General features: G+C 73.2%; 18 protein-coding genes. 11 read left to right on the top strand and 7 right to left on the bottom strand.

Annotated features, from left to right (window positions below):
• Positions 1-8 precede the first annotated feature (8 nt).
• The 6 genes from ACIRPH_RS23400 to ACIRPH_RS23375 all read left to right on the top strand — a co-directional run bounded on the left by ACIRPH_RS23400 (position 9) and on the right by ACIRPH_RS23375 (position 7,747).
• Positions 9-3,062 (top strand): ribonuclease E/G, encoded by a 3,054-nt coding sequence (locus ACIRPH_RS23400; RefSeq protein WP_402917710.1) that lies wholly within the window; start codon positions 9-11, stop codon positions 3,060-3,062.
• Between the two features lie 356 nt (positions 3,063-3,418).
• Positions 3,419-3,730 (top strand): 50S ribosomal protein L21, encoded by a 312-nt coding sequence (gene rplU / locus ACIRPH_RS23395; protein WP_330161927.1) that lies wholly within the window; start codon positions 3,419-3,421, stop codon positions 3,728-3,730.
• 13 nt (positions 3,731-3,743) lie between these two features.
• Positions 3,744-4,004, top strand: a complete 261-nt coding sequence (rpmA, locus tag ACIRPH_RS23390; protein WP_150253013.1) for a 50S ribosomal protein L27 — start codon at positions 3,744-3,746, stop codon at positions 4,002-4,004.
• 129 nt (positions 4,005-4,133) lie between these two features.
• A complete protein-coding gene (gene obgE, locus ACIRPH_RS23385; RefSeq protein WP_402917706.1) occupies positions 4,134-5,498 on the top strand; it encodes a GTPase ObgE in 1,365 nt (454 codons plus the stop codon).
• 87 nt (positions 5,499-5,585) lie between these two features.
• Positions 5,586-6,743, top strand: a complete 1,158-nt coding sequence (gene proB / locus ACIRPH_RS23380; protein WP_402917703.1) for a glutamate 5-kinase — start codon at positions 5,586-5,588, stop codon at positions 6,741-6,743.
• A 113-nt stretch (positions 6,744-6,856) separates the two neighbouring features.
• Positions 6,857-7,747 carry an alpha/beta hydrolase fold domain-containing protein gene (locus ACIRPH_RS23375; RefSeq protein WP_402917700.1) on the top strand — a complete coding sequence of 297 codons (891 nt, stop codon included), beginning with the start codon at positions 6,857-6,859 and terminating at the stop codon, positions 7,745-7,747.
• Positions 7,748-7,835: 88 nt separating this feature from the next.
• Here ACIRPH_RS23375 and ACIRPH_RS23370 read toward each other — a convergent pair whose 3' ends face one another.
• Positions 7,836-8,585 (bottom strand): SDR family oxidoreductase, encoded by a 750-nt coding sequence (locus ACIRPH_RS23370; protein WP_402917697.1) that lies wholly within the window; start codon positions 8,583-8,585, stop codon positions 7,836-7,838.
• 194 nt (positions 8,586-8,779) lie between these two features.
• Between ACIRPH_RS23370 and ACIRPH_RS23365 the strand changes: the two genes are divergently transcribed.
• A complete protein-coding gene (locus tag ACIRPH_RS23365) occupies positions 8,780-9,226 on the top strand; it encodes a type II toxin-antitoxin system PemK/MazF family toxin (RefSeq protein WP_402917694.1) in 447 nt (148 codons plus the stop codon).
• Between the two features lie 199 nt (positions 9,227-9,425).
• On the opposite strand, the gene ACIRPH_RS23360 is transcribed toward ACIRPH_RS23365, so the two are convergent.
• From ACIRPH_RS23360 to ACIRPH_RS23350, 3 genes are all read right to left on the bottom strand, one after another.
• A complete protein-coding gene (locus ACIRPH_RS23360; RefSeq protein ID WP_267948614.1) occupies positions 9,426-10,343 on the bottom strand; it encodes a cyclase family protein in 918 nt (305 codons plus the stop codon).
• A 522-nt stretch (positions 10,344-10,865) separates the two neighbouring features.
• Entirely contained in the window at positions 10,866-12,089 is a 1,224-nt protein-coding gene (locus ACIRPH_RS23355; protein ID WP_402917690.1) for an AMP-dependent synthetase, read from the bottom strand.
• Positions 12,090-12,955: 866 nt separating this feature from the next.
• Positions 12,956-14,638 (bottom strand): FAD-dependent monooxygenase, encoded by a 1,683-nt coding sequence (locus ACIRPH_RS23350; protein WP_402917687.1) that lies wholly within the window; start codon positions 14,636-14,638, stop codon positions 12,956-12,958.
• Positions 14,639-14,861: 223 nt separating this feature from the next.
• On the opposite strand from ACIRPH_RS23350, the gene ACIRPH_RS23345 reads away from it, so the two are divergent.
• From ACIRPH_RS23345 to ACIRPH_RS23330, 4 genes are all read left to right on the top strand, one after another.
• Entirely contained in the window at positions 14,862-16,334 is a 1,473-nt protein-coding gene (locus ACIRPH_RS23345; RefSeq protein ID WP_402917684.1) for an MFS transporter, read from the top strand.
• Between the two features lie 157 nt (positions 16,335-16,491).
• Complete coding sequence (locus ACIRPH_RS23340; protein WP_402917681.1) at positions 16,492-17,589, top strand: ScbA/BarX family gamma-butyrolactone biosynthesis protein; 1,098 nt, start codon at positions 16,492-16,494, stop codon at positions 17,587-17,589.
• Between the two features lie 37 nt (positions 17,590-17,626).
• Positions 17,627-18,343: an HAD family hydrolase gene (locus ACIRPH_RS23335; RefSeq protein WP_402917678.1), complete on the top strand. Its 717-nt coding sequence runs from the start codon at positions 17,627-17,629 to the stop codon at positions 18,341-18,343.
• 190 nt (positions 18,344-18,533) lie between these two features.
• Positions 18,534-19,589 (top strand): 3-oxoacyl-ACP synthase III family protein, encoded by a 1,056-nt coding sequence (locus ACIRPH_RS23330; RefSeq protein WP_402917675.1) that lies wholly within the window; start codon positions 18,534-18,536, stop codon positions 19,587-19,589.
• A 353-nt stretch (positions 19,590-19,942) separates the two neighbouring features.
• On the opposite strand, the gene ACIRPH_RS23325 is transcribed toward ACIRPH_RS23330, so the two are convergent.
• The 3 genes from ACIRPH_RS23325 to ACIRPH_RS23315 all read right to left on the bottom strand — a co-directional run bounded on the left by ACIRPH_RS23325 (position 19,943) and on the right by ACIRPH_RS23315 (position 22,881).
• Complete coding sequence (locus ACIRPH_RS23325) at positions 19,943-20,407, bottom strand: MarR family winged helix-turn-helix transcriptional regulator (RefSeq protein ID WP_267948621.1); 465 nt, start codon at positions 20,405-20,407, stop codon at positions 19,943-19,945.
• A 111-nt stretch (positions 20,408-20,518) separates the two neighbouring features.
• Positions 20,519-21,481 carry an aldo/keto reductase gene (locus tag ACIRPH_RS23320; RefSeq protein ID WP_402917672.1) on the bottom strand — a complete coding sequence of 321 codons (963 nt, stop codon included), beginning with the start codon at positions 21,479-21,481 and terminating at the stop codon, positions 20,519-20,521.
• A 107-nt stretch (positions 21,482-21,588) separates the two neighbouring features.
• Positions 21,589-22,881: an AMP-dependent synthetase gene (locus tag ACIRPH_RS23315; RefSeq protein ID WP_402917669.1), complete on the bottom strand. Its 1,293-nt coding sequence runs from the start codon at positions 22,879-22,881 to the stop codon at positions 21,589-21,591.
• Positions 22,882-23,279 lie beyond the last annotated feature (398 nt).

Genomic DNA, 23,279 nt, shown 5'->3' with positions numbered 1-23,279 from the left:
CCGCCCGGATGCTCGACAACGAGCCCAACGACGGTGCCGAGAGCACCGCGGGTACAACTGAAGCAAGCGCTCGCAAGGCGGCGCCCCCCGGCGGGGGAGGTGAGGTGCGCGTGACCGCGCCGGCGCCGGTGCGCGGCGTCCGACGCGCGGCCGGACCGCCCCCGGAGCCGGACGACGTCTTCACCCCGCCCTCGATGCCCGTCACCTCGCTCGCCGGTTCCGGCGAGGGGGGCACGGTCAAGACGGCGGTGTCCACCACCGCCCGCAGGCGCACCGTGCGCGCCGCGGGCCGTCCCGACGAGGACCCGGCCCCGCGCCGCAGCCGCACCCGCGCCACCGGGGACACGGAGCCCACGACCGCGGGGACCGCGGCCGAGGACTCCGCCGACCGCGACGACAAGACCGCTGAGGCCCCTGCCGCCGCCGGGCCCGCCCGCACCCGCGGCCGGTCCCGTTCGCGCACGCGCGCCTCCGAGGCCGCCGAGGCGCCCGAGGCGGTCCCCGCCGAGGAGGACGAGGAGACCGCAGAGCAGGGTGGCGGGAGCGTCTTCCAGGCGCCCGCCATGCTGTTCCAGCCGCCGGTGGCCAGTGCCTCCCCGGCGCCCGTCGCCGTCCCCCCCGCGGACGTGGCCGAGGACGAGGAAGAGGACGACGAGGAGGCCGAGGACACGGCCGACCGGTCCTCCGACGCCGAGGAGACCGGAGACCCCTCCGACGACCGTCCGAGCCGGCGTCGCCGCCGCCGGGGCGGCCGCGGACGCGGCCGGTCCCGCTCCGGCGACGAGGCCGAGGGCGAGGCCCCCGAGCCCGCCGCGGAGAAGCCCGAGCGGCGCAGGAGCCGCGCGGCCGAGGTCGAGGCCGCCGACACCGCCGAGGACGACAACGACGCCGAGTCCGACGAGGACGCGGGGGAGGACGGCGAACGCGGAAGCAGCCGCCGTCGCCGCCGCCGCCGGCGCCGGTCCGGCGGGGGCTCGGGCGGCGAGACCACCGCCGACGACCCGCCCAACACCGTGGTCCGGGTGCGCGAGCCGCGCGCGGAGAAGCCGATCGAGGACGAGGTCCAGTCCGTCCGCGGCTCCACGCGGCTGGAGGCCAAGAAGCAGCGCCGCCGCGAGGGCCGCGAACAGGGCCGCCGCCGCGCCCCGATCGTCACCGAGTCGGAGTTCCTGGCCCGCCGCGAGGCGGTCAAGCGCGACCTCGTCGTCCGCCGTACCGGCGACCGCACCCAGATCGCCGTCCTGGAGGACGACATCCTGGTCGAGCACTACGTCGACCGGGCCACCCACCGCTCCTACGTCGGCAACGTCTACCTGGGCCGCGTCCAGAACGTGCTGCCGTCCATGGAGGCCGCGTTCGTCGACATCGGCAAGGGCCGCAACGCCGTCCTCTACGCGGGCGAGGTCAACTGGGACTCGTTCGGCCTGGACGGCCAGCCCAAGCGCATCGAGTCGGTGCTCAAGTCCGGCCAGTCGGTCCTGGTGCAGGTCACCAAGGACCCGGTCGGCCACAAGGGCGCCCGCCTGACCAGCCAGATCAGCCTGCCCGGCCGCTACCTCGTGTACGTGCCCGGCGGTTCCATGACGGGCATCAGCCGCAAGCTCCCCGACAAGGAGCGCGCCCGCCTCAAGCAGATCCTCAAGAAGGTCATGCCGTCCGGAGCCGGGGTGATCGTGCGCACCGCGGCCGAGGGGGCCAGCGAGGAGGAGCTGGAGCGCGACATCACGCGCCTGGCCAAGCAGTGGGACTCGATCAAGCGCAAGTCCAAGTCGGCCAACGCGCCGTCGCTGCTCAACAGCGAGCCGGACCTCACCGTCCGTGTCGTGCGCGACGTCTTCAACGAGGACTTCTCCAGCCTGGTCGTCTCCGGGGAGGAGGCCTGGACCACCGTCCACGAGTACGTGGACTACGTGGCGCCCAACCTCGCCGAACGGCTCTCGCACTGGTCCGAGGACCGCGACGTCTTCTCCGCCTACCGCATCGACGAGCAGATCAACAAGGCCCTCGAGCGCAAGGTCTGGCTGCCCAGCGGCGGTTCCCTGGTCATCGACCGGACCGAGGCCATGACCGTGGTCGACGTCAACACCGGCAAGTTCACCGGCCAGGGCGGCAACCTGGAGGAGACGGTCACCAAGAACAACCTGGAGGCGGCGGAGGAGATCGTCCGCCAGCTCCGGTTGCGCGACATCGGCGGCATCATCGTCATCGACTTCATCGACATGGTGCTGGAGTCCAACCGCGACCTGGTGCTGCGCCGCATGCTGGAGTGCCTGTCGCGCGACCGCACCAAGCACCAGGTGGCGGAGGTCACCTCGCTCGGCCTGGTGCAGATGACCCGCAAGCGGGTCGGCCAGGGACTCCTGGAGGCGTTCTCGCACACGTGCGAGCACTGCAGCGGGCGCGGTCTGGTGCTGTCCGGCGACCTCCTGGAGAAGGGCGCAGGCGCGGGCGGCAACGGCGGCGGGCGCAAGAAGAAGAAGGGCAAGGCCGACGCCGACCAGCCCGCCGAGAAGGCGGAGAAGGCGGAGAAGCCCTCCGACGGGGGCGAGGGCGACGACGCGGCCGCGCAGGCCGCGCCGGAGCAGGAGCCCGAGCGGCCGGCCGACGTCCCGGAGGCCGAGGCCGACAAGCCCGAGCAGGCCGAGAAGCAGGAGCAGGCCGAGCCCGCCAAGAAGACCCGCAAGCGCGCCACCCGCTCCCGCAAGGCCGCGGACGCCGCGGACGCGGAGCAGGCGGACGCCGGTACGGCGGCCCGGGACGAGGACGGGGCGGACTCCGCGCCCGCCCCCGCCGCGGACGCCGAGCCCGAGAAGGCCCCGGCGAAGAGGACCCGCACCCGGCGCACCGGAACCAAGGCCGCCCGCGCGGCGGCCGACAAGGGTGAGGCCGCGGTGCAGGACGGCGGTGGGGCGGACGCAGCAGGCGACGCCGACGCCGCCGTCGGCGAGACGCCCGCCCCGGCGGAGAGCGGCGACGAGGAGGCCGCGGAGCGGCCCAAGCGGCGCCGCACCCGGCGGGCCAAGACGGCGGCGGCCCCGCCGTCGGCCGTGGACGCGGGCTGACCGAGGCGGTACGTGCCGGCCGTGGTCCGGGCGGGGGAGACCCCGCCCGAACCACGGCGCGTGTGCAGGCCTGTAGCGGGCCGATGGTAATCTGATGGACGGTGCGTCGGCGCGTTCCACCACAATCGCGCGCCCCGACACCGAAGTGCTCTCCACGCAGGGTTTGTTTCCCTCAGATCCCCGCGCCCCGCTACAGGCGATCAGTGGATCGTGGAACGAGGCTTCTCCCCAACCACATGGGGGCGATCCTCCCGGCTGGCCTGGGCACAGGTACAGCCGGACCCGGACCCCGGAACTCACGTCTCGGGGATGGTCCCGAGCATTATTCGTTGAGCGAGCAGGAAGAGAGTTACCCGGTGTACGCGATCGTGCGAGCGGGCGGCCGACAGGAGAAGGTGTCTGTCGATGACGTCCTGAACATCGACAAGGTCTCCGAGGAGACCGGCGCCACCATCACGTGGCAGCCCATCCTGGTCGTTGACGACGGCAACGTCATCAGCGACGCGGACAAGCTGAGCGGCTACTCGGTCACCGCCGAGATCCTCGGCGAGACCAAGGGCCCCAAGATCAACATCCTGAAGTACAAGAACAAGACCGGTTACAAGAAGCGCCAGGGGCACCGCCAGAAGCACACCCAGGTGCGCGTCACCGGCATCGCGGCGAAGTAGGAGGCCTGGAGAAATGGCACATAAGAAGGGCGCTTCGTCCAGCCGTAACGGTCGTGACTCGAATGCCCAGCGCCTCGGCGTGAAGCGTTTCGGCGGTCAGTCCGTCTCGGCCGGCGAGATCCTCATCCGTCAGCGCGGCACCAAGTTCCACCCCGGCGCCAACGTCGGCCGCGGTGGCGACGACACGCTGTTCGCTCTGGTCGCCGGGCAGGTCAAGTTCGGCAACTTCCGCGGCCGCAAGGCCGTGAACATCGTCCCTGTCGCCGCCGAGTAGGTTCGCGCACGGACGTTGTGGTTTCGAGGCGGGCCAGGGAACACTGGCCCGCCTCTCGCGTTGTCACTGGGTGACACGCGTGTTCCACCAGGTCACCCGTACGGGGACCGACAAGCAACGGGGAGAGCTATGCCTGACTTCGTCGACGAGGCGGTCTTGCACGTCAAGGCCGGGAACGGCGGGCATGGCTGCGCCTCCGTGCACCGTGAGAAGTTCAAACCTCTGGGCGGCCCGGACGGCGGCAACGGCGGCCGGGGCGGCGACATCGTTCTGGAGGTCGACGCGCAGACCGCCACCCTGCTGGACTACCAGCGCCGCCCGCACCGCAACGCCCAGAACGGCACGCCCGGCCAGGGCGGCCACCGGGCCGGGGCCAACGGGGACGACCTGGTCCTCACCGTTCCCGACGGCACGGTGGTCACCCGCGCGGACGGTGAGTTCGTCGCCGACCTCGTGGGACACGGCACCCGCCTGGTCCTCGCCCAGGGGGGCCACGGCGGCCTGGGCAACGCCTCGCTGGCCTCCAAGAAGCGCAAGGCGCCCGGCTTCGCCCTCAAGGGCGAGGAGGGCGAGGCCTTCGACGTGCGCCTGGAGATGAAGACCATCGCCGACGTCGGCCTGGTGGGCTTCCCCAGTGCCGGCAAGTCGTCGCTGATCGCCGCCATGTCGGCGGCCCGGCCCAAGATCGCCGACTACCCCTTCACCACGCTGGTCCCCAACCTGGGAGTGGTGGAGGCCGGCGCGACCCAGTACGTGATCGCCGACGTGCCCGGACTCATCCCCGGGGCGAGCGACGGCAAGGGCCTGGGCCTGGAGTTCCTGCGCCACATCGAGCGGTGCTCGACCCTCCTGCACGTCCTGGACTGCGCCACCTACGAGCCGGGCCGCGACCCCGTGAGCGACCTCGACGCCCTGGAGGAGGAGCTGTCCGCCTACGGAGAGCGCGCCGGGGTGGACCTGTCCGACCGGCCGCGCATCGTCGCCCTGAACAAGGTCGACGTGCCCGAGGCCCGGGAGCTCGCCGAACTCGTCACCCCGATGCTCGTCGAGCGCGGGTACAAGGTGATGGAGGTCTCCGCCGCCTCCCGCGAGGGCCTGCGCGAGCTGTCCTTCGCCCTGGGCGAGCAGGTCGCGGCCGCGCGCGCGGCGGCCCCCGCCGCCGAGCCCACCCGGATCGTGATCCGTCCCAAGATGATCGGGGACACCCCCTTCGAGGTGGTGCCGCTGGGCGGTAACGCCTTCCAGGTGCGCGGGGACAAGCCCGCCCGGTGGGTGGCCCAGACGGACTTCAGCAACGACGAGGCGGTCGGCTACCTGGCCGAGCGGCTCAACCGCCTCGGCATCGAGGAGCAGCTGGCCAAGGCCGGGGCCACCGAGGGCGCCGAGGTGCACATCGGCACAGAGGAGGACTCCGTGGTCTTCGACTGGGACCCGTCCATGGACGCCGAGGTCGTCCCGTCCGGCCCGCGCGGAAGCGACGCCCGGCTGGGCTGACCCGCGCGGGGACCGACGGCCCGGCCGAACAGGAACGTGCGCGGCGCCCGATCCGGGCGCCGCGCCCTGGATGGAAAGCCCCACACGGTGCACAGCGCAGAACTCGAGAAGTCCGACCGGGCGGAGGCCGCCGGGCGGGCGGCGGTGGCCTCGGCCCGCAGGGTCGTGGTGAAGGTGGGGTCGTCGTCCCTGACGACCCCGGAGGGCCGGATCGACTCCGGGCGCATCCGCGACCTGGTCGAGGTGCTGGCGGCCCGGCGCGCCCTCGGCCAGGAGGTGATCCTGGTCTCCTCCGGCGCGGTCGCGGCCGGGATGACACCCCTCGGCATGGCCCGCCGCCCCCGCGACCTCGCCTCCCAGCAGGCCGCGGCGAGCGTGGGCCAGGGACTGCTGCTCGCCGCGTACACGGCCGAGCTGGCCGGACACGGGCTCAACGCCGCCCAGGTCCTGCTCACGGTCGAGGACATGATGCGCAGGGTCCAGCACCGCAACGCGCAGCGCACGCTGCGCCGACTGCTGGACATCGGAGCGGTCCCCATCGTCAACGAGAACGACACGGTGGCCACCCACGAACTGCGGTTCGGCGACAACGACCGGCTCGCGGCCCTGGTCGCGCACCTGATGCGCGCCGACGCGCTGGTCCTGCTCTCGGACGTGGACGCCCTGTACGACGGGAACCCGTCCGATCCGGGTGCGTCCGTGGTCAGCCTGGTGCGCGGCCCCGAGGACCTGGACGGCATCGACATCGGCAGCTCCGGCAGGCGCGGCGTGGGCACGGGCGGGATGGTGACCAAGGTCGCCTCCGCGCGGATCGCCACGGAGGCCGGCGTGCACACGATGCTGACCTCCGCGGCCAACGCGAGGGCCGCCCTGGCGGGCGACAGGGTCGGCACCCTGTTCGCCGCGGGGGGCGGGCGCCGCCCCTCGGCCCGCCAGCTGTGGCTGGCGCACGCGACCGCCGGACGGGGCAGCCTGGTGCTGGACCCGGGCGCGGTCGCGGCGGTCGTGCGGGAGAAGGCGTCGCTGCTCCCGGCCGGGGTGGTGCGGGTGAGGGGGGAGTTCAGCGCGGGCGACCCCGTCGACCTGTGCGACGAGCAGGGCGCCGTGGTCGCGCGCGGGCTGGTCAACTACGACGCGGCCGAGGTGCCCGACCTGATGGGCAGGTCCACGCGCTGGCTCGCCCGTGAGCTGGGGCCCTCCTACGAGCGGGAGCTCGTGCACCGGGACGACCTCGTCGTCCTCTAGGGGGTGCGGCGGGAGGGCCCGTGCCGGAGGGCCCTCCCGTGCCGCCCGAACGTTCTGTGGGACCCGTGTGGCAAGGTCGGGGGACATCCCCGAGGAGAGAAGCGAAGACATCCATGCCTAGCCTGGTGGCGAGAATGCTCGCGGTGGCGTTCCGGGTGGCGCGCAAGCGTCCGATGGAGACCGTGGAGGGCGCACGGGAGCGCATCGAGGAGGCCAAGGACGACCCCGAGCCGCCGCACTGGGTCGCCAAGCGGCACGAGATCACCCTGCGCGAGGTGGGGGGCTTCCGGAGTTACACCGTCCTGCCCCGCGAACGGGAGGACGAACCGGACAAGGCCGTCCTGTACCTGCACGGGGGCTCGTACATCAGCGAGATCTCCCCGTGGCACTGGGTGCTGATCTCCCGCATGGCCGACACGGGGTGCCGGGTCGAGGTGCCCGTCTACGGGTTGGCGCCGGAGCACACCTACCGCGAGGCCTTCGGGTTCCTCCACGGGGTCTACCGCGAACTCCTGGAGCACGCCGACCCGGGGCGGACCGTCTTCGCGGGCGACTCCGCGGGCGCCGGGCTGGCGCTGGCCCTCGCCCAGACACTGCCCGGGGAGGACCTGCCCCGGCCGGCCCGGCTGATCCTCGTCTCGCCGTGGGCGGACCTGACGATGTCCAACCCCGACATCGCCGAGGTGGAGGGGCGGGACCCGTGGCTCAGCCCGGTCGGCCTCAGGGAGGCCGCCAAGGCGTGGGCGGGCGGCGACGACCTCTCCGCGCCCAGGCTCAGCCCCATCAACGGGGAGCTGGCCGGCCTTCCCCCCGTCGACCTCTACATCGGCACCCGTGACGTGTTCCTGCCCGACACCCGCCGACTGCGCGACCTCGTCACCGAGGCGGGCGGCGAGGTGGAGCTGTACGAGGAGGAGGGCGCCTTCCACGTGTACCCGCTGGTCCCGGTGCCCGAGGGCAGCCGGGCGCGTGCGGCGATCATCGGTACCGTCCAGGACCTGTGAGACCGTCCGCGGGCGGACACCCCGCGGCCGCCGCCTGTGGGGAGGCGGCCGCGCGCGGGCCGCCGGCCCCCGGCCCCGCGGGGACCGTTCAGGCCAGCCTGCTGACGACCGAGAGCGGCAGCACCCGCATCGCGAGGCCGAGGGGGACCCAGGGCCAGGCGGGCACGTACGCCTTCGCCCGCCGCCGCTCGATGGCGGCCACCATGGAGCGGACGCCTGGCACGGTGTCCACCATGAACCGCGTCCTCTGCTCCACGCGCTCGTTCATGCCGGTGCGGATGTAGCCGGGGTGGACGACGGACACGTCCAGGCCGGGCACACGCTCCGCCCGCAGGCCCTCGGTGATGGCGGAGACCCCCGCCTTGGTGGCGGCGTACACGGTCATGGACCTGCGCATGCCGCGCAGGGCCGACATGGACGAGATGAGCACCAGGTGGCCGTGCCCCTGCGCGCGGAAGATCCCCATGGCCGCCTCGGTCTGGGCGAGGGCGCCCATGAAGTTGGTCTCCGCCGTCCGGCGGTTGGCCTCGTGGCGCCCCGTCCCGAGGGCCGCGCCCTTGCCGAGGCCGGCGTTGACGATCACGCGGTCCATGCCGCCGCAGGCGTCGGCCAGGTCGCCGAACACCGAGAGGACGGCGTCGGCGTCGGTGACGTCGAGGGCACGCAGTTCGACCCGGCGTCCGGGGTGGACCGCGGTGATCTCCTCGCGCAGCGCCTCCAGCCGGTCGACGCGTCGCGCGCACAGCGCCAGGTCGTAACCGAGGGCGGCGAACTGCCGGGCCATCTCGGCTCCCAGGCCGGCGCTGGCGCCGCTGATCAGGATCGTTCCCTTGCTCATGCCTGCTTCTCCGTGGTGTTCGTCGTTCCGGTACCCCGTGCCCGGCGGGGTGTCGCCGGACGCCGTGGGGGCCAGGGGCGGGGTCCGCCGCGTCGACACTACGGTCCCGTCGGGCGGCGTCCGACGGCGCGGGCGCGGGAGCGCCGCGGCGGACCCGGACGACACGCCCTTCGCGAGGTCCTAGGATGCGGGGCGTGAGCGAACGAACGATGCGACGCGGCGACGACCACCCCCACCGGGGCGAGGTCCGCGAGATCCCCACCTCAGAGAACGCCACCCGGCTGGCGTACGCCCCCGAGCGCGACGGCCTCGCCGACGCGGGCGAGATCGTGTGGACGTGGGTGCCCTACGAGGAGGACCCGAAGCAGGGCAAGGACCGTCCGCTGCTGGTCGTCGGCCGCAGGGGCAGGCGCCTGCACGGCCTGATGCTGTCCTCGCAGCGCCCCGAGGAGTGGGAGCGCCAGGACTGGCTGCCGATCGGGTCGGGGCCCTGGGACCGCGAGGGGCGCGAGTCGTTCCTCCGCGCGGACCGGCTCTTCGAGTTCGACGAGGACGACATCCGGCGCGAGGCCGCGGTCATGGACGAGGAGATGTTCTGGCTGGTCGCGGACGTCCTGCGCAGCCGCTACGGCTGGACCTGACCCGCGGGGCGGCCCGGGGCCGGGCCGCCCGCACCGGCGGCGTGCGGGGCTCCTCGGCCCCGGGGCGGGCGCGGCCCGTGGAGGCCCGGCCCCGGCGCGCGGGGGCCGGGCCGGAACGCGCGGGGAGGCGGGGCGTCCCGGGGCCGGCGCGGGGGAGCGGGGCCGGGACCCGCGCAGGGCCCCGGCGCGGACCGTCGCGTCAGGTGAGGGCCAGCAGGCGGACGGGGCCGCCCGAACCGCCCCTGATGTTGGCGACGCCCACGACCGCCATCGCCCCGTTCTCCGGGGCGGTCTCCAGGTGGGCGACCATTTCCACGGCGTACTTGTTCTCGCCGAGCAGGAACACGTGCCCCTCGGGGTTGGACGCGGAGTCGGGCCCGTAGTCGAAGCTCGGGGTGTCCACGGCGACCCCGGCGATGTCCCGCTCGGACAGCAGCCAGGCGAGCGCCTCGAGCTCGAACCCGGGGAAGTGGGCGATGCCGTCGCTGCCGCGGTTGAGCATCGCCTCCTCGCTCTGCAGGACCCGCGCGCTCCAGCCGGAGTCCATGGCGACCAGGGCCCCCTGGGGGATGCGTCCGTGGCGCCGCTCCCAGCGGCGCAGGTCGGCCACGCCGACCTGCGCGTCGAAGTCCCGCGCGGCGCGGTCGGAGATGCGGATGACGACGAGGGGGCAGACCAGGTCGCGCGGGTCCACCTCGTGCGTGTGCAGGGCGTCAGGGCTGTCGTTGAAGTGCCACGGCGCGTCGAAGTGCGTTCCGGTGTGCTCGTCGATCTCCAGCTTGAGCGCGTTGAACCCGTCCTCGGCGATGGACGCGAACTGGAAGATGTTGGGGTCGAGGATGTAGGGCCGGTAGATCGGGAAGTCGTTGTGGAGGACGTGGGTGAGGTCGGTGACCCTCAGCCGTGACGGGCTGATGTCCGCGATGGTCTGGGCGTGGGCGGACTCCACCGGTCCCCCGAGGGCCCCGATCCCCGTCAGGACCGCGCCGACGGCGGCCGATCCGGTCAGCATGCGGCGCCGGTTCACCCCGCTGCTCACCAGGCGTGCCGACGGGTCCGGGCGCTCGGCCGTGATCGTGCCCCCGGGCGTTTCCGGGGTGTGTCCCGAGGCGGTCATGAAAGTCTTTCGGGCCTTGTGGATCACGTGGGGTCCGCACATCGCAGTGTTCCTCTTCCAGGTCTGGCTGATCGAGCTAGGAGGAGTATACGATCTCTTATGCGAAAGTGAAGGCTGATTTGCATAAGATGTCTTTTATTTCCTGTGGAGTGTGCTCCGCGAGGGGCTGTGCCGCGGCGGCGCCGATGCGGGGGGTGATCCGGCGGACACGCAGACGGAGGGCCGCCGGGCCGGTGGAGCCCCGTCCGGGAGCGGCGGGCCTCCCCGGAGGGGCGGGCGGGAAGGCGGGAGCCGTGCGGGCGCGGATCCCGCGCGGTTTTCTCCGGACTTTCACGCTCCCGTTCCGAAAAACACCTCTCACCGTGCGGTCCGAACCGCGGCGTCCGCCCCTTGCACTCAAATGAGGGAATTCCCCTCGCGGGGGCGCCGCGGGGCCCCGGGGTATTTCACGGGTTTTTCACCCGGCCCGCGTCCGGAATTCCCGCCCGGTCGCGTCAGCCGGGGCGGGCTGCCCGGCGCGGGTCACGCGGAGTGACGGCTCCGGTCCGCGGAACGGACGACCGTCGCCGGGGCCGAGCCGTCCGAGGACTGGTCCAGCAGCCTCCGCGAGACGGTCACCTCGAAGGTCTCGGGGGACTCCGCGAGGACCTCGGACAGGGCCAGGCAGCCGGACACCACGTGGTGCCGTATCCACTCGACGGTGTACAGGTCCGCCTCCGTCCCCGGGCGGAGCCTGACGCGCAGGCGGAGCCGTTCGTCCTTGGTGTGGGGGGAGGTCAGGACCACCTGGGCGGCCTCCACCGAGTCGAGCTGGAGGGCGAGCGACGCCAGGTCAGCGGGGTCCACCAGACTGCTGAGCGGCCCGTAGGGGGCGTCGATGCGGCTGTGGGTCCGCAGGGCCCGGCCGGGGCGGCCGCAGGGGCACGACGTCCACTCGGCCCCGGTGCCGGTGTCGTAGCGCAGCAGGGGGACGACCGACTTCCTGTGCGTGACGGTCACGAGCATGCGCCCGCCCACGATCTCCGTGTGCTGGTAGGGGAGCGGGTGGAAGGTGTCGACCGCGCAGTCGGGGCCGCTGTGGCCGATGATCCAGGTCTCCGCGGACCCGAACAGCGACCACGTGCGCAGGTGTGGGAAGTACGTGCGGATCAGCGAACGCGTCTCCGCGTCCATCGCCGGCCCGCTCCAGAGCACCTTGCTCAGGAAGTCCAGGCGCCGGCCCGAGGCGGCGCAGAAGCGGAGGATGCGCTGGACCGTGTCCAGGGTGGTGGCGACGGCGGTCACGCCGTGCTGCTCGAAGAGGTCGAGGCACGGCTCGATCATCTGGTCCGTCGGGGCGTCGAGCGACAGCGTGGGAATGCCGGCGCGCGCGGCGAGCGCGTTGTGGAGGTCGTGCGACGCGCGCATGTGGAACGGGGTGCTCAGGCTCGCGAGCAGGTCGCCGGGGGCGAAGGGGCGAAGGTGGGGGAAGATCTCGTCCACGTGCAGGTCGGAGGGGAGGGCTCCCATGCGGCTCGTGGACGTCGTGCCGCCCATGAGGTGGAGCGAGGCGCGGGAGAGCTCGGCCGGGTTCTCCCTCATCATCGCGTCGACGGCCTCGCCGAGCTCCTCGCGGGTGAGGGGCGGCAGGTCGACCAGGCGGGGCCGCCTGCCCAGGCCGAGGTAGCGGCCGTACTTGTGCCGCATGGACGGGATCCTCGTGAGGCGCTGCAGCGCCTGGGCCAGGGGGAGTGGCCCCTCAACCATTCCTCCGATATTCATCGTCATTCTCGTGCTCGCATCTCTGGGTGTTAGGGATTGCGTTCAGCCCGCCGGGGACAGCTGCGGTGACGTTAATGAATCTGAAATTCTTGTTAAGTCTTCTCGGGGGAATGCCTACGATGTCGGCATGACTGGTTGGTGGCCGTTCGGACAGTAAAGCAGATTCCTTCACGGCGGAACATGGCGAAGATTTCCGCCGATAGTGAGCGCGCGATCACCGCAGGTCATGTTCACTTGTTGGAAGATGTCTCGGAGCGTGTTCCCTCCGTGGCCGGATGTGGTCGGGTGATCTTGCTCACCGCGATTGGTCGGAAGGGGAACACCTGTGCGGAGCCGCAGCGGCTCGCGGAGGGCCGGCGGACGCCCTCCGGGCCCACGTGGAGAGGGTCCGGGCGCGGTGCGCCGACGGGGGCCGGGACGCCTTTCCGGGAGCGGGGGGCCGCGCGTCCGGTCGGGAGGGGCGGCGGGCCGGTTCCGCGCGTGCGCCGGCCGGCCTCCGGTGCGGAGCGGACGGGTCGGCGCGTCCGGACCCGGAGGGGACGGGGCCGCAGGGGGAGGGGCCGCAGGGGGGAGGGGGCCGCGCCCCCGTCGGCGCACCGCCCGGGGGCGTCGCCGGTCCCCGGTGGCGCGGGCGGCGGACGGGGCCGCCCGCGCGGTCCGGGGGAACCCGGCGGGCCGGGGCGCGCTCTCCGCGCCCGCGGAGGGGACGAGCCGTTCCGGGGCCGGCCGTCCCCGCCGCGCCGGGCGCAGGCGGGGAGCCGCTGCCGGGGGCGCGCGGCGGAATCCTCGGCGCCGCCGGTGTGCGCGGCCGGCCGGGGGGTGACCGGCCGACCGCGCGGGAGGGGGGTTTCTCAGACGAGGCTCGGCGCGGCCCGTCCGGCGTCCTCGGACGTGCCGAGGCGGCCGCGGGCCCGGCCCAGGTGCGCGGCCAGTTCCACGCGCAGCCGGGCGTGGTCCCCGGCGTGGCCGTGGGCGGCGACGTAGCCGTCCGGGCGGATGAGGTGGTACCCCGGGGCCGAGCACAGGCGGTGCTCCGAGGCCTGCGCGGCCGGCAGCGTCACCGTCCGCACCTGCGGCCGGTCGGAGGCGAGCGCGGAGAACGACTCCCCGGGGCGGGCCTGGGCCCGGCCCGGGGTGACGGCGAGCGTCCATCCGGGCAGCTCCGGCCCGTCACCGGCGGCCCCGTGCCCCGCCTCCGTGTTCCGCGGCGCGGTGACCCCCAGGGACACCGCGAGGGAGCGGGGGAGGGCGTGCCCGGTGCGGACGGCGCCCGCCAGCCGCCCGGTGAGCCGGCACAGGGACGGCCAGGCGGGGTCCTGGGTGAGCCGCGCGGGCGTGTACCGGAACCGGTATCCGGCCATGACGGGCAGGTATCCGCGCTCCATGACCGGCTCCAGGAGCCGGAAGGCCGCGTCCCGGCCCGCGGTCTGCAGGGGGTGCTGGAGCATCCACCCGCGCGTCTGGATGTCGGTGTCCCGCACGACCTGGCGCGCCACGTCCTTGCGCTCCGGGCCGTAGGTCCCGAGCAGTTCGGGCGCCGCCTCGCCCCCGACCACCGCGGCCAGCTTCCAGGCGAGGTTCTGCGCGTCCTGCATCCCGGTGTTGAGCCCCTGGCCCCCGGCGGGGCTGTGCACGTGCGCGGCGTCGCCCGCGAGGAAGACCCGGCCCCGCTGGAAGTCGTCCGCGTGCCTGCGGTGCACGCGGAACACGGACTCCCACACGGGGTCGACCAGCCGCACGCCGCCCGGCCCCTGCTCGTCGGTGATCCGCTGGAGCAGGTCGACGCCGGCCTTCTCCCCGGGCGGGAGGCTCGCGAAGAACCGGAAGACGCCGTCGGGCAGGGCGACGATCACCAGGGCGCCCTGGGGCGACTGGTAGTAGAGAGCCTCGTCGGTCGGCAGCTCGCCCTCGATGCGGCAGTCCACGAGGGCGAACGCCGACTCGTAGGTGCTGCCGACGAAACCGGTGCCGATCTGGGCGCGCACCGCGCTGCCCGCGCCGTCCGCGCCGATGACGAAGGGCGCGTGGTAGCGCTCGACGGTCCCGTCGGAGTGTTCGAGGATCGCCGTCACCCCCTCGGTCGCGGTGATGTCGCCGGAGAAGTCCAGCCCGTCGAGGGCGAGCAGGCGCACCCCCCGTTCGATGCGCCCGCCCAGGGCGTGCAGCCGCTCGGTGAGCACGCGCTCGGTCTCGTTCTGGGGCAGGCACACGGGGGCCAGGTGCTCGGGGAAGGCGAACGAGGCCAGGGGCTCGCCCGAGGAGAAGTAGCGGAACCTGCGGATGTCGATGCCGGCGCGCCGGGTCGACTCCAGGGCCCCCAGGTCGTCCAGCAGGTCGAGGGTGCGGGGCCAGAGCAGCAGCGCCTTGGGGAAGGGGGACGCGGTCTCGGCGCGGTCGATGAGCCGGACACGTGTTCCTCGTCTCAGAAGCTCGCACGCGGCGGTCAGACCGACGGGTCCGGCGCCGACGACGAGCACGTCGGCGGGTGAGGCGGCTGTGCGGCTGGAAGGTGTGTCGTCACTGGTCAACGGCATCTCGGGGAGCTCCGATCGATCCTGTTGCGGTGGTACGTCCCGGGTCCGCCCACCGCGTACCCGGCCAGGTCTATAAGATTGACGATGAGCATAAGATACCTTATGTTCATCCACGAATGGATAGCCATAAGAATCCGAATCATGAGGTGTGGGAATGGCGATAGACGCAACGGATCGGCCGGGCGCACAGCTCGCTCCCGCCCCGTTGACCAGAGGACAGGCGGTGGCCACACTCGTCGCCGTCGCCCTGTCCAGCGTGATGCTGCCGCTCGCCGTCACCGCTCCGGCCGTGGCGCTCACCCAGCTCGCGGCCGACCTGAACGCCACCGTCGGTGAGGCCCAGTGGGTCCAGAACGCCTACAACGTGACCTTCGCGGCGTTCATGCTCGCCGCGGGCGGGCTCGCCGACCGGTTCGGCAGGCGCCGGGTCCTCGTCATCGGCCTCGTCGTCTTCACCGCCATGGCCACGGTGATCGGCCTCTCCTCCAACATCGTCGTCATCGACATCGCCAGGGCGATCCAGGGCATCGGCGCCGCGGGCATCATGACCAGCGGTTCGGCGATCCTCGCCGACTCCTTCCGGGGCGTGGCCAGGGCCAGGGCCTTCGGCCTCCTGGGCACCTCGTTCGGCTTCGGCCTGGCCATGGGCCCGTTCGTCGCCGGCCTGATGGTCAACTTCGCGGACTGGCGCATGGTGTTCCTGATGAACATCGCGTTCGCCGCCGTCGTCCTGCTCCTGGTGCGCTCGATCCGGGAGTCGAGCGACCCCAACTCCACCTCGGTGGACTGGGGCGGCGTCATGACCTTCAGCACCAGCCTGTTCCTGCTCTCCCTGGCCTTCGTCCAGGGGGCCGAGGCGGGCTGGCTCAGCCTGAGCGCGATCGGTTCCGCCGTCGGGTTCGTCGTCTTCCTCGCGGCCTTCGTCGTGGTGGAGTCGCGGGTCCGGCGCCCGATGTTCGACCTCTCGCTGTTCAAGCGGCCCACGTTCGTCGTGGTGGTCTGCCAGCCCTTCACCATCACCTTCGGCTTCGTGGTCCTGCTCGTCTACCTGCCGCCCTTCTTCCAGGGCGTGGGAGGGTACGGCGCGGCCGAGGCCGGAGCCCTGCTCCTCCCCCTGACCCTGCCCGTGCTCGCCCTGCCGATGCTGGCCGGGCAGCTGGCCGCCAGGCTCCCCCTGAGGGTCATGCTCGCCACCAGCTCCCTGCTCATCGCGGGCGGTTCACTGTGGCTGATGACCCTCCAGCCGGGTCAGCACTGGACGGCGCTGGCCGCGCCCCTGGCGCTGTTCGGCACGGGCGTGGGGAGCGCCTTCGGCGTCATGGACAACGCCGCGCTCAGCTCCGTGGAGGTCGAGCGGGCCGGAATGGCCTCGGGCATCTTCAACACCATGCGCATCACCGGGGAGAGCGTGGCGATCGCCGGTGCCGGATCGGTGCTGGCGACCCTCTCGCTGAGCACCCTCGACCTCTCCTTCGCCAGCCCCGAACAGGAGCGGACCCTGGCGGGCGAGGCCACCCAGGGCCGGCTCGAGACGGCCCTGGGCCAGTTCGCCGCCGGCGACCGCCAGACCGCCCTGGACGCGGTGTCGACCAGCCTCACCTCGGCGATGCACACCACGTTCCTCGGACTGGCGCTCCTCGCCCTGGCCGGCGCGGTGGTCACCTTCCTCGTCGTGAAGGAACGCGAACTCCGCTAGCCGGCCCCGGACCGCCCCCCGGGCGGTCCCCCAGACCCCCGCCGGATCCCACCGCCGGACCCCGCCCCGTCCGCCGACGCACCCCCGGGAGGCGCTTCCCGCTCCGCGGCCTCCCCGCCAGATCAGGTCCCCGAGCCCGAGGAATGCGAGACAGACCATGCAGATGCCCGTGCGCCACCTCCTCAACGGCGACACCGACACCGCGACGGCCCACCCGGACGGTCCGAACCTGGACTACGAGCGGACCCTCGACCGCACCGTCGTCCACCGGGAGTCGCTGGCGGAGGTCTTCGTCACCGACACCCAGCCCCTGGGCGGCGACGCCCACGCGGCCGCCGCCCAGCTCCCCCGGTCGCACGCCTACTACGGCGACCACCTGCTCCGCCCCCGCCTCCACGACCCGGTGCTGCTGCTCGAGGCGTGCCGGCAGGTGGGCCTGGCCATCGCCCACACCCACTACGGGGTCCCCTTCGACCACAAGTTCGTGCTCACCACCCTGGGCATCAGCATCACGCGCCCCGAGAGGATGACGGTGGGGACCGCCCCGTGCGCCCTCCGGATGCTCTGCTCGGTCGAGGACAAGAGGGTCAAGGAAGGCCGCGTCGTCGGCTACGACGCCAGGTTCCGCCTCTTCGTCGACGGCACCGAGGTCGGCAACGCCGTCGTCGGCCTGCGCTTCAAGTCCCTGGCGAGCTACGGGGCGCTGCGCCTGAGCAACCGCTCGGGAGCCCCGGTCCCCTCCACGGAGACCTTCGACTTCACCGTCACCGGGGAGGTCCCCGCCCCCTACCTCGTCGGCCGGTCCAACGGCGACAACGTGGTCCTGACCGGGCTCGCTGGGGACGGGGACGCGGTGTCGGCCTCCCTGCGCGTGCTCCCGCAGCACCCGAGCCTGTTCGACCACGCCCAGGACCACCTGCCCGGCATGGTCCTGATCGAGGCCGCGCGCCAGCTGGCCCTGAACACGCTCCTGGAGGTCCAGGGGACCTCGCCCGCCAAGGCCTACCCGGCCGAGATCACCGCCACCTTCACCAGCTTCGGCGAACTGGAGCCCCGGACCGAGGTGCGGGCCCGTACCGCTCCCGCGGCGGCGGAGGAGGGCGAAGGGGTCTACTACACGCAGGGCGGGATCGTGGAGTTCCTCGCGCCCACCGGCGGCCCGGAGCGGTCCCCGGCCCCCGTCGAGGTGGACGTGCTCCAGCGGGGCGCGTCGATCTGCCGGATCGACGTCGGCCTGGTCCGCATCCCGGCATGACGCGGACCCCACGGACCCCCTACAGGCAGGAGACCCCATGACCACCCCGAGCGAAGAATCCGGCACCCGGGGACGCGGCATCGCGTTCTTCGACGTGGACGAGACGCTCATCGGACCGAAGAGCATGTTCTCGTTCCTGGAGTTCCACCTCGGGGACGGCTCCAGGGAGCCCGGCTCCTACGAGCGGGCCGTCGCCCACCTGCGGGCGGCGGCGGCCAGGGGCGTGCCCCGCCAGGACGTGAACCGCCTCTACTACCGCCTCATGGCGGGGGAGTCCGCCGAAGGGCTGAGCGCCGCCGGACGGACGTGGTTCTCCGAGGCCGCGAGGGATCCGGGCTTCTGGCACACCCCGGTGCTGGAGCGGCTGCGCCGCCACAGGGCCGGGGGCGACTTGGTCGTCCTGCTGTCGGGCTCCTTCTTCGCCTGCCTGGACCCGATCGCCGAGGCGGCCGGGGCCCACTGGGCGCTGGGCACGAGGCCCGTCGTGCGCGACGGGCTCCTGACGGGCGAGGTCCTCGTCCCGATGATCGGCGCGACGAAGGGCGTCGCGGCCAGGGCGGCCGCGGCGGTGAGGGGCGTCCCCCTGTCCGCCTGCACCGCCTACGGGGACCACTCCAGCGACCTGGCGCTGCTCTCGTCCGTCGGCCACCCGGTGGTCGTCGGCGAGGACCCCGTGCTCGCCGCGCACGCCGAGGCCCACGGGTGGGAGCGCGTCACCGCCGGCTCCGGCCACCCGGCCCCCGCCTCCGGGTGAGAGGGGCCCCTGCCCTCCCGCCGGTGAACGCGCGAAACCCGCGGACCGCGTCCGGCACACGCCGTCCGGGGCAGGGGCCGTCGCTCCCCCCGGAGCCCCCGCGGCCCCGGGCGGCTCCGGACAGCGCCGCCGCCCGGAGCGGCGGCGGCCCCGAACCCCTCCCGCAGTCCAGCAAGAAGGAGACAGCACGATGACCATCGCCATCCTCGGCACGGGCTCGTACCTGCCGGCCGAAGTGGTCGGCAACGACCCGATCGCCCACTCCGCCGGCGTCACCGACGAGTGGATCCGCCGCAAGACCGGGATCCGTGAGCGCAGACGCGCGGCACCGGACCAGGCCACCTCCGACCTCGCGGCCGAGGCCGGCCGCCGGGCCCTGGCCCAGGCGGGCGTCCCCGCGGACCGCCTGGCCTACGTCATCGTCGCCACGTCCACCCCGGACCACCCCCAGCCCGCCACGGCGAGCATCACCCAGCACCTGCTGGGCGCGTCCTCCGCGGCGGCGTTCGACGTCAACGCCGTGTGCAGCGGGTTCGTCTACGCGCTCTCCGTGGCCGAGCACCTGCTGCGACCCCACGGCGAGGCCTACGCGCTGGTCATCGGCGCGGACATCTACTCCCGCATCCTCGACTACGGCGACCGCAAGACGGCGGTCCTGTTCGGCGACGGCGCGGGGGCGGTGCTCCTGGGGCCCGCCCGGGACAGCGGCGGGGTCGTCGGGACCCAGTTGCTCACGGACGGGGACCACCACCACCTGATCAAGGTCCCGGCGGGCGGGTCGAGGCTGCCCGCCTCCCCGGCGACCCTGGAACAGGGCGGGCACTTCTTCACGATGGAGGGGCGCGGCGTGCGGGAGTACGTCACCAGGCGCCTGCCCGAGGCGATCCACCGGATGCTCGACGGGATGGGCGTGGGCCGGGAGGAGATCCGCCACTTCGTGCCCCACCAGGCCAACGGCGCCATGCTCGCCGACGTCTGGCCGTCCCTGGGCCTGGACCGTGCCCGCCTCCACCTCACGGTGGAGACCCAGGGCAACACCGGGTCGGGGTCGGTGCCCGTCGCCCTCGACACCGTGCACCGGGCGGGCCTGCTCGAACGGGACGACCTCGTCCTGCTCGCGGGGTTCGGCGGCGGCATGAGCGTGGGGCTGGCACTCGTGAGGTGGAGCCCCGTGGCCGCGCAGGCGTCCTCCGTCCTGGCTCCGGCCCGTTCCGGAGGGGCGGTCCCGGTGCACGTCCCGGCGTGACGCCTTCGCCCCTGAGGGCGGAGACGGAGCCGTGCGACCCGCCGGTGGGGACCGGTCGGCCTCCCGCACCCGGACGGGTGCGGGAGGCCGCTGCCGTGGGCGGCCGAGCCCGGGGCCCGGGCCGCGGGACCTGCGGCCGTACCGCGTCGCCTGTCCGGAGACGTCTCGGGCCGCGCGCCGTCGGGGCGGGTGTCAGGGGCGGGGGGCTTCCGGGGCGCCTGCCCCCGCCGCGCCGGCCCACCGGGCCCTCCCGGGGAGCGGGCGGGGGGCCGCTCCGAGCCCGGGGCCGACGGCCCCCGCACGCCCGGCCGGCGCCGGAGGGGGCGTTCCGGGGGCGCCGGCGGGGACCGGCCTCACTCCTCGCCCAGGTCCGCCAGCTCGGTACGGCTCTCCGCCGAGACCTCCGCGCACCGGCTGAGGAAGCGGACGAACTCGCCCTCCTCCTCGCGGCTGAAGGCCTCGCTCAGACGCATCTCCACCCGGATCGCGACCTCGTCCGCCTTGGCGAGCAGCTCCCGCCCGCTGGGCGAGAGCCGCGTCTCCAGGATGTGGGAGTGCAGCGGGTGGGGCTTGCGCTCGATGAGTTCGCGCCTGCTCAGCGTCGCGAGCACGGAGGACATCGTCTGGGGGGTCACCAGGCACCGGCGGGCCAGGATCGCGCCTGAGGCCCCCGGCTCCTCGGAGAGTACGAGGAGCACCGTGTACTGGGGGACCGAGAGGTTGAACTGCCGCAGAACGGCGTGCTTCGCAGAGATCAGCTCCTGCTCGGCGCGCTTCAGGTGATGACCGATCCGCTGGTCCATGGGAAGCTGGGTCATCTGGGAATCGTATCTCAGGGCGCTCGTCCCTCCGTGCTCGTCGGCCGCTCGTCAGGTCGGCCTCGGGGCGGCGCCGGGAGCGGCTCAGGGCCGCCCCCGGCTCGGGGAGGATCAGTACCGCGCGCCCGCGGTGGCGTCGGCGATGGTGTCGAGTTCGGCGATGTCCTCCGGGGAGAGCGCCAGGTCCGCGCCGCCGACGTTCTCGTCCAGGCGCTCGCGCCTCTTGGTCCCCGGGATGGGGACGACGGGCAGCCCCCAGCGCCCGGCCTGTGCGTGGACCCAGGCCAGGGCGACCTGTCCCGGCGTCGCGCCGTGCGCGTCGGCCACGCGCCGCACGATGGCGAGCAGCTCCTGGTTGCGCACGGCGTTCTCGCCGGAGAAGCGCGGCTTGCCGCGGCGGAAGTCGTCGGCGGGCAGCTCGTCCACCGGGGGCAGCGCCCCGGTGAGGAAGCCCCTGCCCAGGGGGGAGTAGGGGACGAAGCCCACGCCGAGCCGCGCGCACTCGCCGATCACGGACTCCTCCACGTCGCGGCTCCAGAGCGACCACTCCGTCTGCACCGCGGCGATCGGGTGCACGGCGTGGGCGGCGCGCAGCTCCTCGGCGCTCACCTCGGACAGCCCCAGGTGGCGCACCTTGCCCTGGGCGACCAGCTCGGCCATGGCCCCGACCGTCTCCTCGACGGGGACGGAGGCGTCGCGCCGGTGCATGTAGTAGAGGTCGATCGTCTCGATGCCGAGGCGCGAGAGGCTGGCGTCGCACGCCGCGCGGACGTATTCGGGGTCCCCGCGGTGGCTGCGCGCGCCGGTGGCCCTGTCGCGGACGATCCCGAACTTGGTGGCGAGGACGACCTCCTCCCGCCGCTCCCGGACGACCTTGCCCACCAGCTCCTCGTTGGCGCCGTGTCCGTACATGTCCGCGGTGTCCAGGAAGTTGAGGCCCAGGTCGAGGGCGTGGTGCAGGGTGGCGAGGGAGTCGGCCTCGTCCCCCGGGCCGTAGAACTCGCTCATCCCCATGCAGCCCAGTCCCTGGGCGGAGACGGTGGGTCCGTCGGTGGTCAGCGGAACAGTCCGCATGCGCACTCCTGTGGTCGGTGCTGGTGCTCGACGCGACTCAGGGACGGTGCCACTCGGGGATGCGACCGGGGTGCCGCGGACGGGGCGTGCGACCTGTCCTCCTGAATCTATGTCGAGAAGGTATCATAAGAACCCTGATCATAAATCGATATCGATGGGTTTTGGAGGCGTCCCCCCTCGCGCACCAGGAAGTCGGGGGCCGTGCCGTCCGGGCGTTCCCGCAGCATGTGCCGGGCGACGATGACCTCGAAGGACTCGGGCGCCTCCTCCGTGGCCTCGGAGAGACCCAGGGACTCGGACAGCACGTGCTGCCGGATCCACTCGCCGGTGTAGAGGTCGGGCTGGGTCTCCTGGCGCAGGCGGACGCGCAGGTGGAGCCGCTCGTCCTCGGTGTGGGGGTCGACGAGGACGACCTGGGCCGCCTCGACCGAGTCGAGCCGCAGGGCCAGCGGCACGAGGTCCGGGGGGGAGACCATGCGGCTGAGCGGTCCCATCGGGGCGTCTATGCGGCTGTGGGTGCGCACCGCCGGGCCCGGCAGTCCGCAGGGGCAGGACGCCCACTCGGCCTCCACGCCGGTCTCGTAGCGCAGCAGCGGGACGACCGCCTTCTCGTGGGTGACGGTCACCAGCATCCTCCCGTCCACGATCTCCGTGAACTGGTGGGGGAGCGGGTGGAGGGTGTCGTTGGCGCAGTCCGGACCGCTGTGCCCGATGATCCAGGTCTCCGCCGAGCCGAAGAGCGACCACGTGCGCAGGTGGGGGAAGTACGTCCGTATCAGCGAGCGGGTGGCCGCGTCCATGGCCGGTCCGCTCCACAGCACCTTGCGCAGGAAGCCCAGGTCCCGCCCGGACGCGGCGCAGTAGCGCAACAGGCTCCGGAAGGTGTCGAGCGTGGTGCCCAGCGCGTTGACCCCGTGGCGCTCGAACAGCTCGAGGTAGGCGTCGATCATCTGGTCGGTCGGCGCGTCCATGGAGAGGGTGGGCACCCCGGCCCTGGCGGCGAGTCCGTTGTGCAGGTCCTGACAGGCCCGCATGTGGAAGGGGGTGCCGAGGGTGGTGAACAGGTCGCCCGGCTCGAACGGGCGCACGTGCGGCGCGATCTCGTCCAGGTACAGGTCCGCCGGCACCGCCCCCATGCGCATGGTCGAGCGCGTGCCGCCCATGACGTGCAGGGAGGCCCGGGTGAGGGCGGCCGGGTCGGTGCGCACCAGGGAGTCGATCGCCCTGCCCAGTTCGTCCCTGCCCAGGGTGGGGAGGTCGAACAGGTCCGGCGCGGAGCCTTCCGAGGTGTGGCCGAGGTACTTCTCCCGCAGCGCCGGGATCCTGGACAGCTTGTCCAGCGCCCGCGCCGGGGACGGAGCCTCGCCGTGAGACGTCCGTGAACCGAAATTCGTCGTCATTCTCGCACTCGCGTTCCTGGTGTATTCGGGTGCGGCCGAACATGTGCGTCCGTGCGGCGGCGGTGCCGTTGAAGAACCCGAAGAAGTGAGAAGTGTTCTGGATTTGTCGTCCAGTCGCCGGCGGTGCGGGGCACGGCCACCTTCGCAGGGCATCCAGTCAGGAGAATGCGACGATATCCCGGGCGTGCCCGCGACCCCTGTGACCGGGCGGACACCATTCGTCATCGTGCGTCGTCGGGGCCGTTTCCGGAGTCGGGCGATTACTCTCCAGTACGAGGTGACCTTCGTCACTCGCCCCTCCCGCGGGCCTCACCGTCGGTGACCGGCGCGGGGACCGGGGCCGGGCCCCGCACCGGACAAGCCGAGGTGGCGGACCGGACCGGGCGCGCGCGGTCCGC

Origin of the sequence: Nocardiopsis sp. NPDC101807, from assembly GCF_044766605.1 — a bacterium.
Classification (GTDB): Bacteria; Actinomycetota; Actinomycetes; order Streptosporangiales; family Streptosporangiaceae; genus Nocardiopsis; species Nocardiopsis tropica.
The sequence above is the reverse complement of the archived record's forward strand: the minus strand, read 5'-3'. Positions and strand labels throughout refer to the sequence as shown.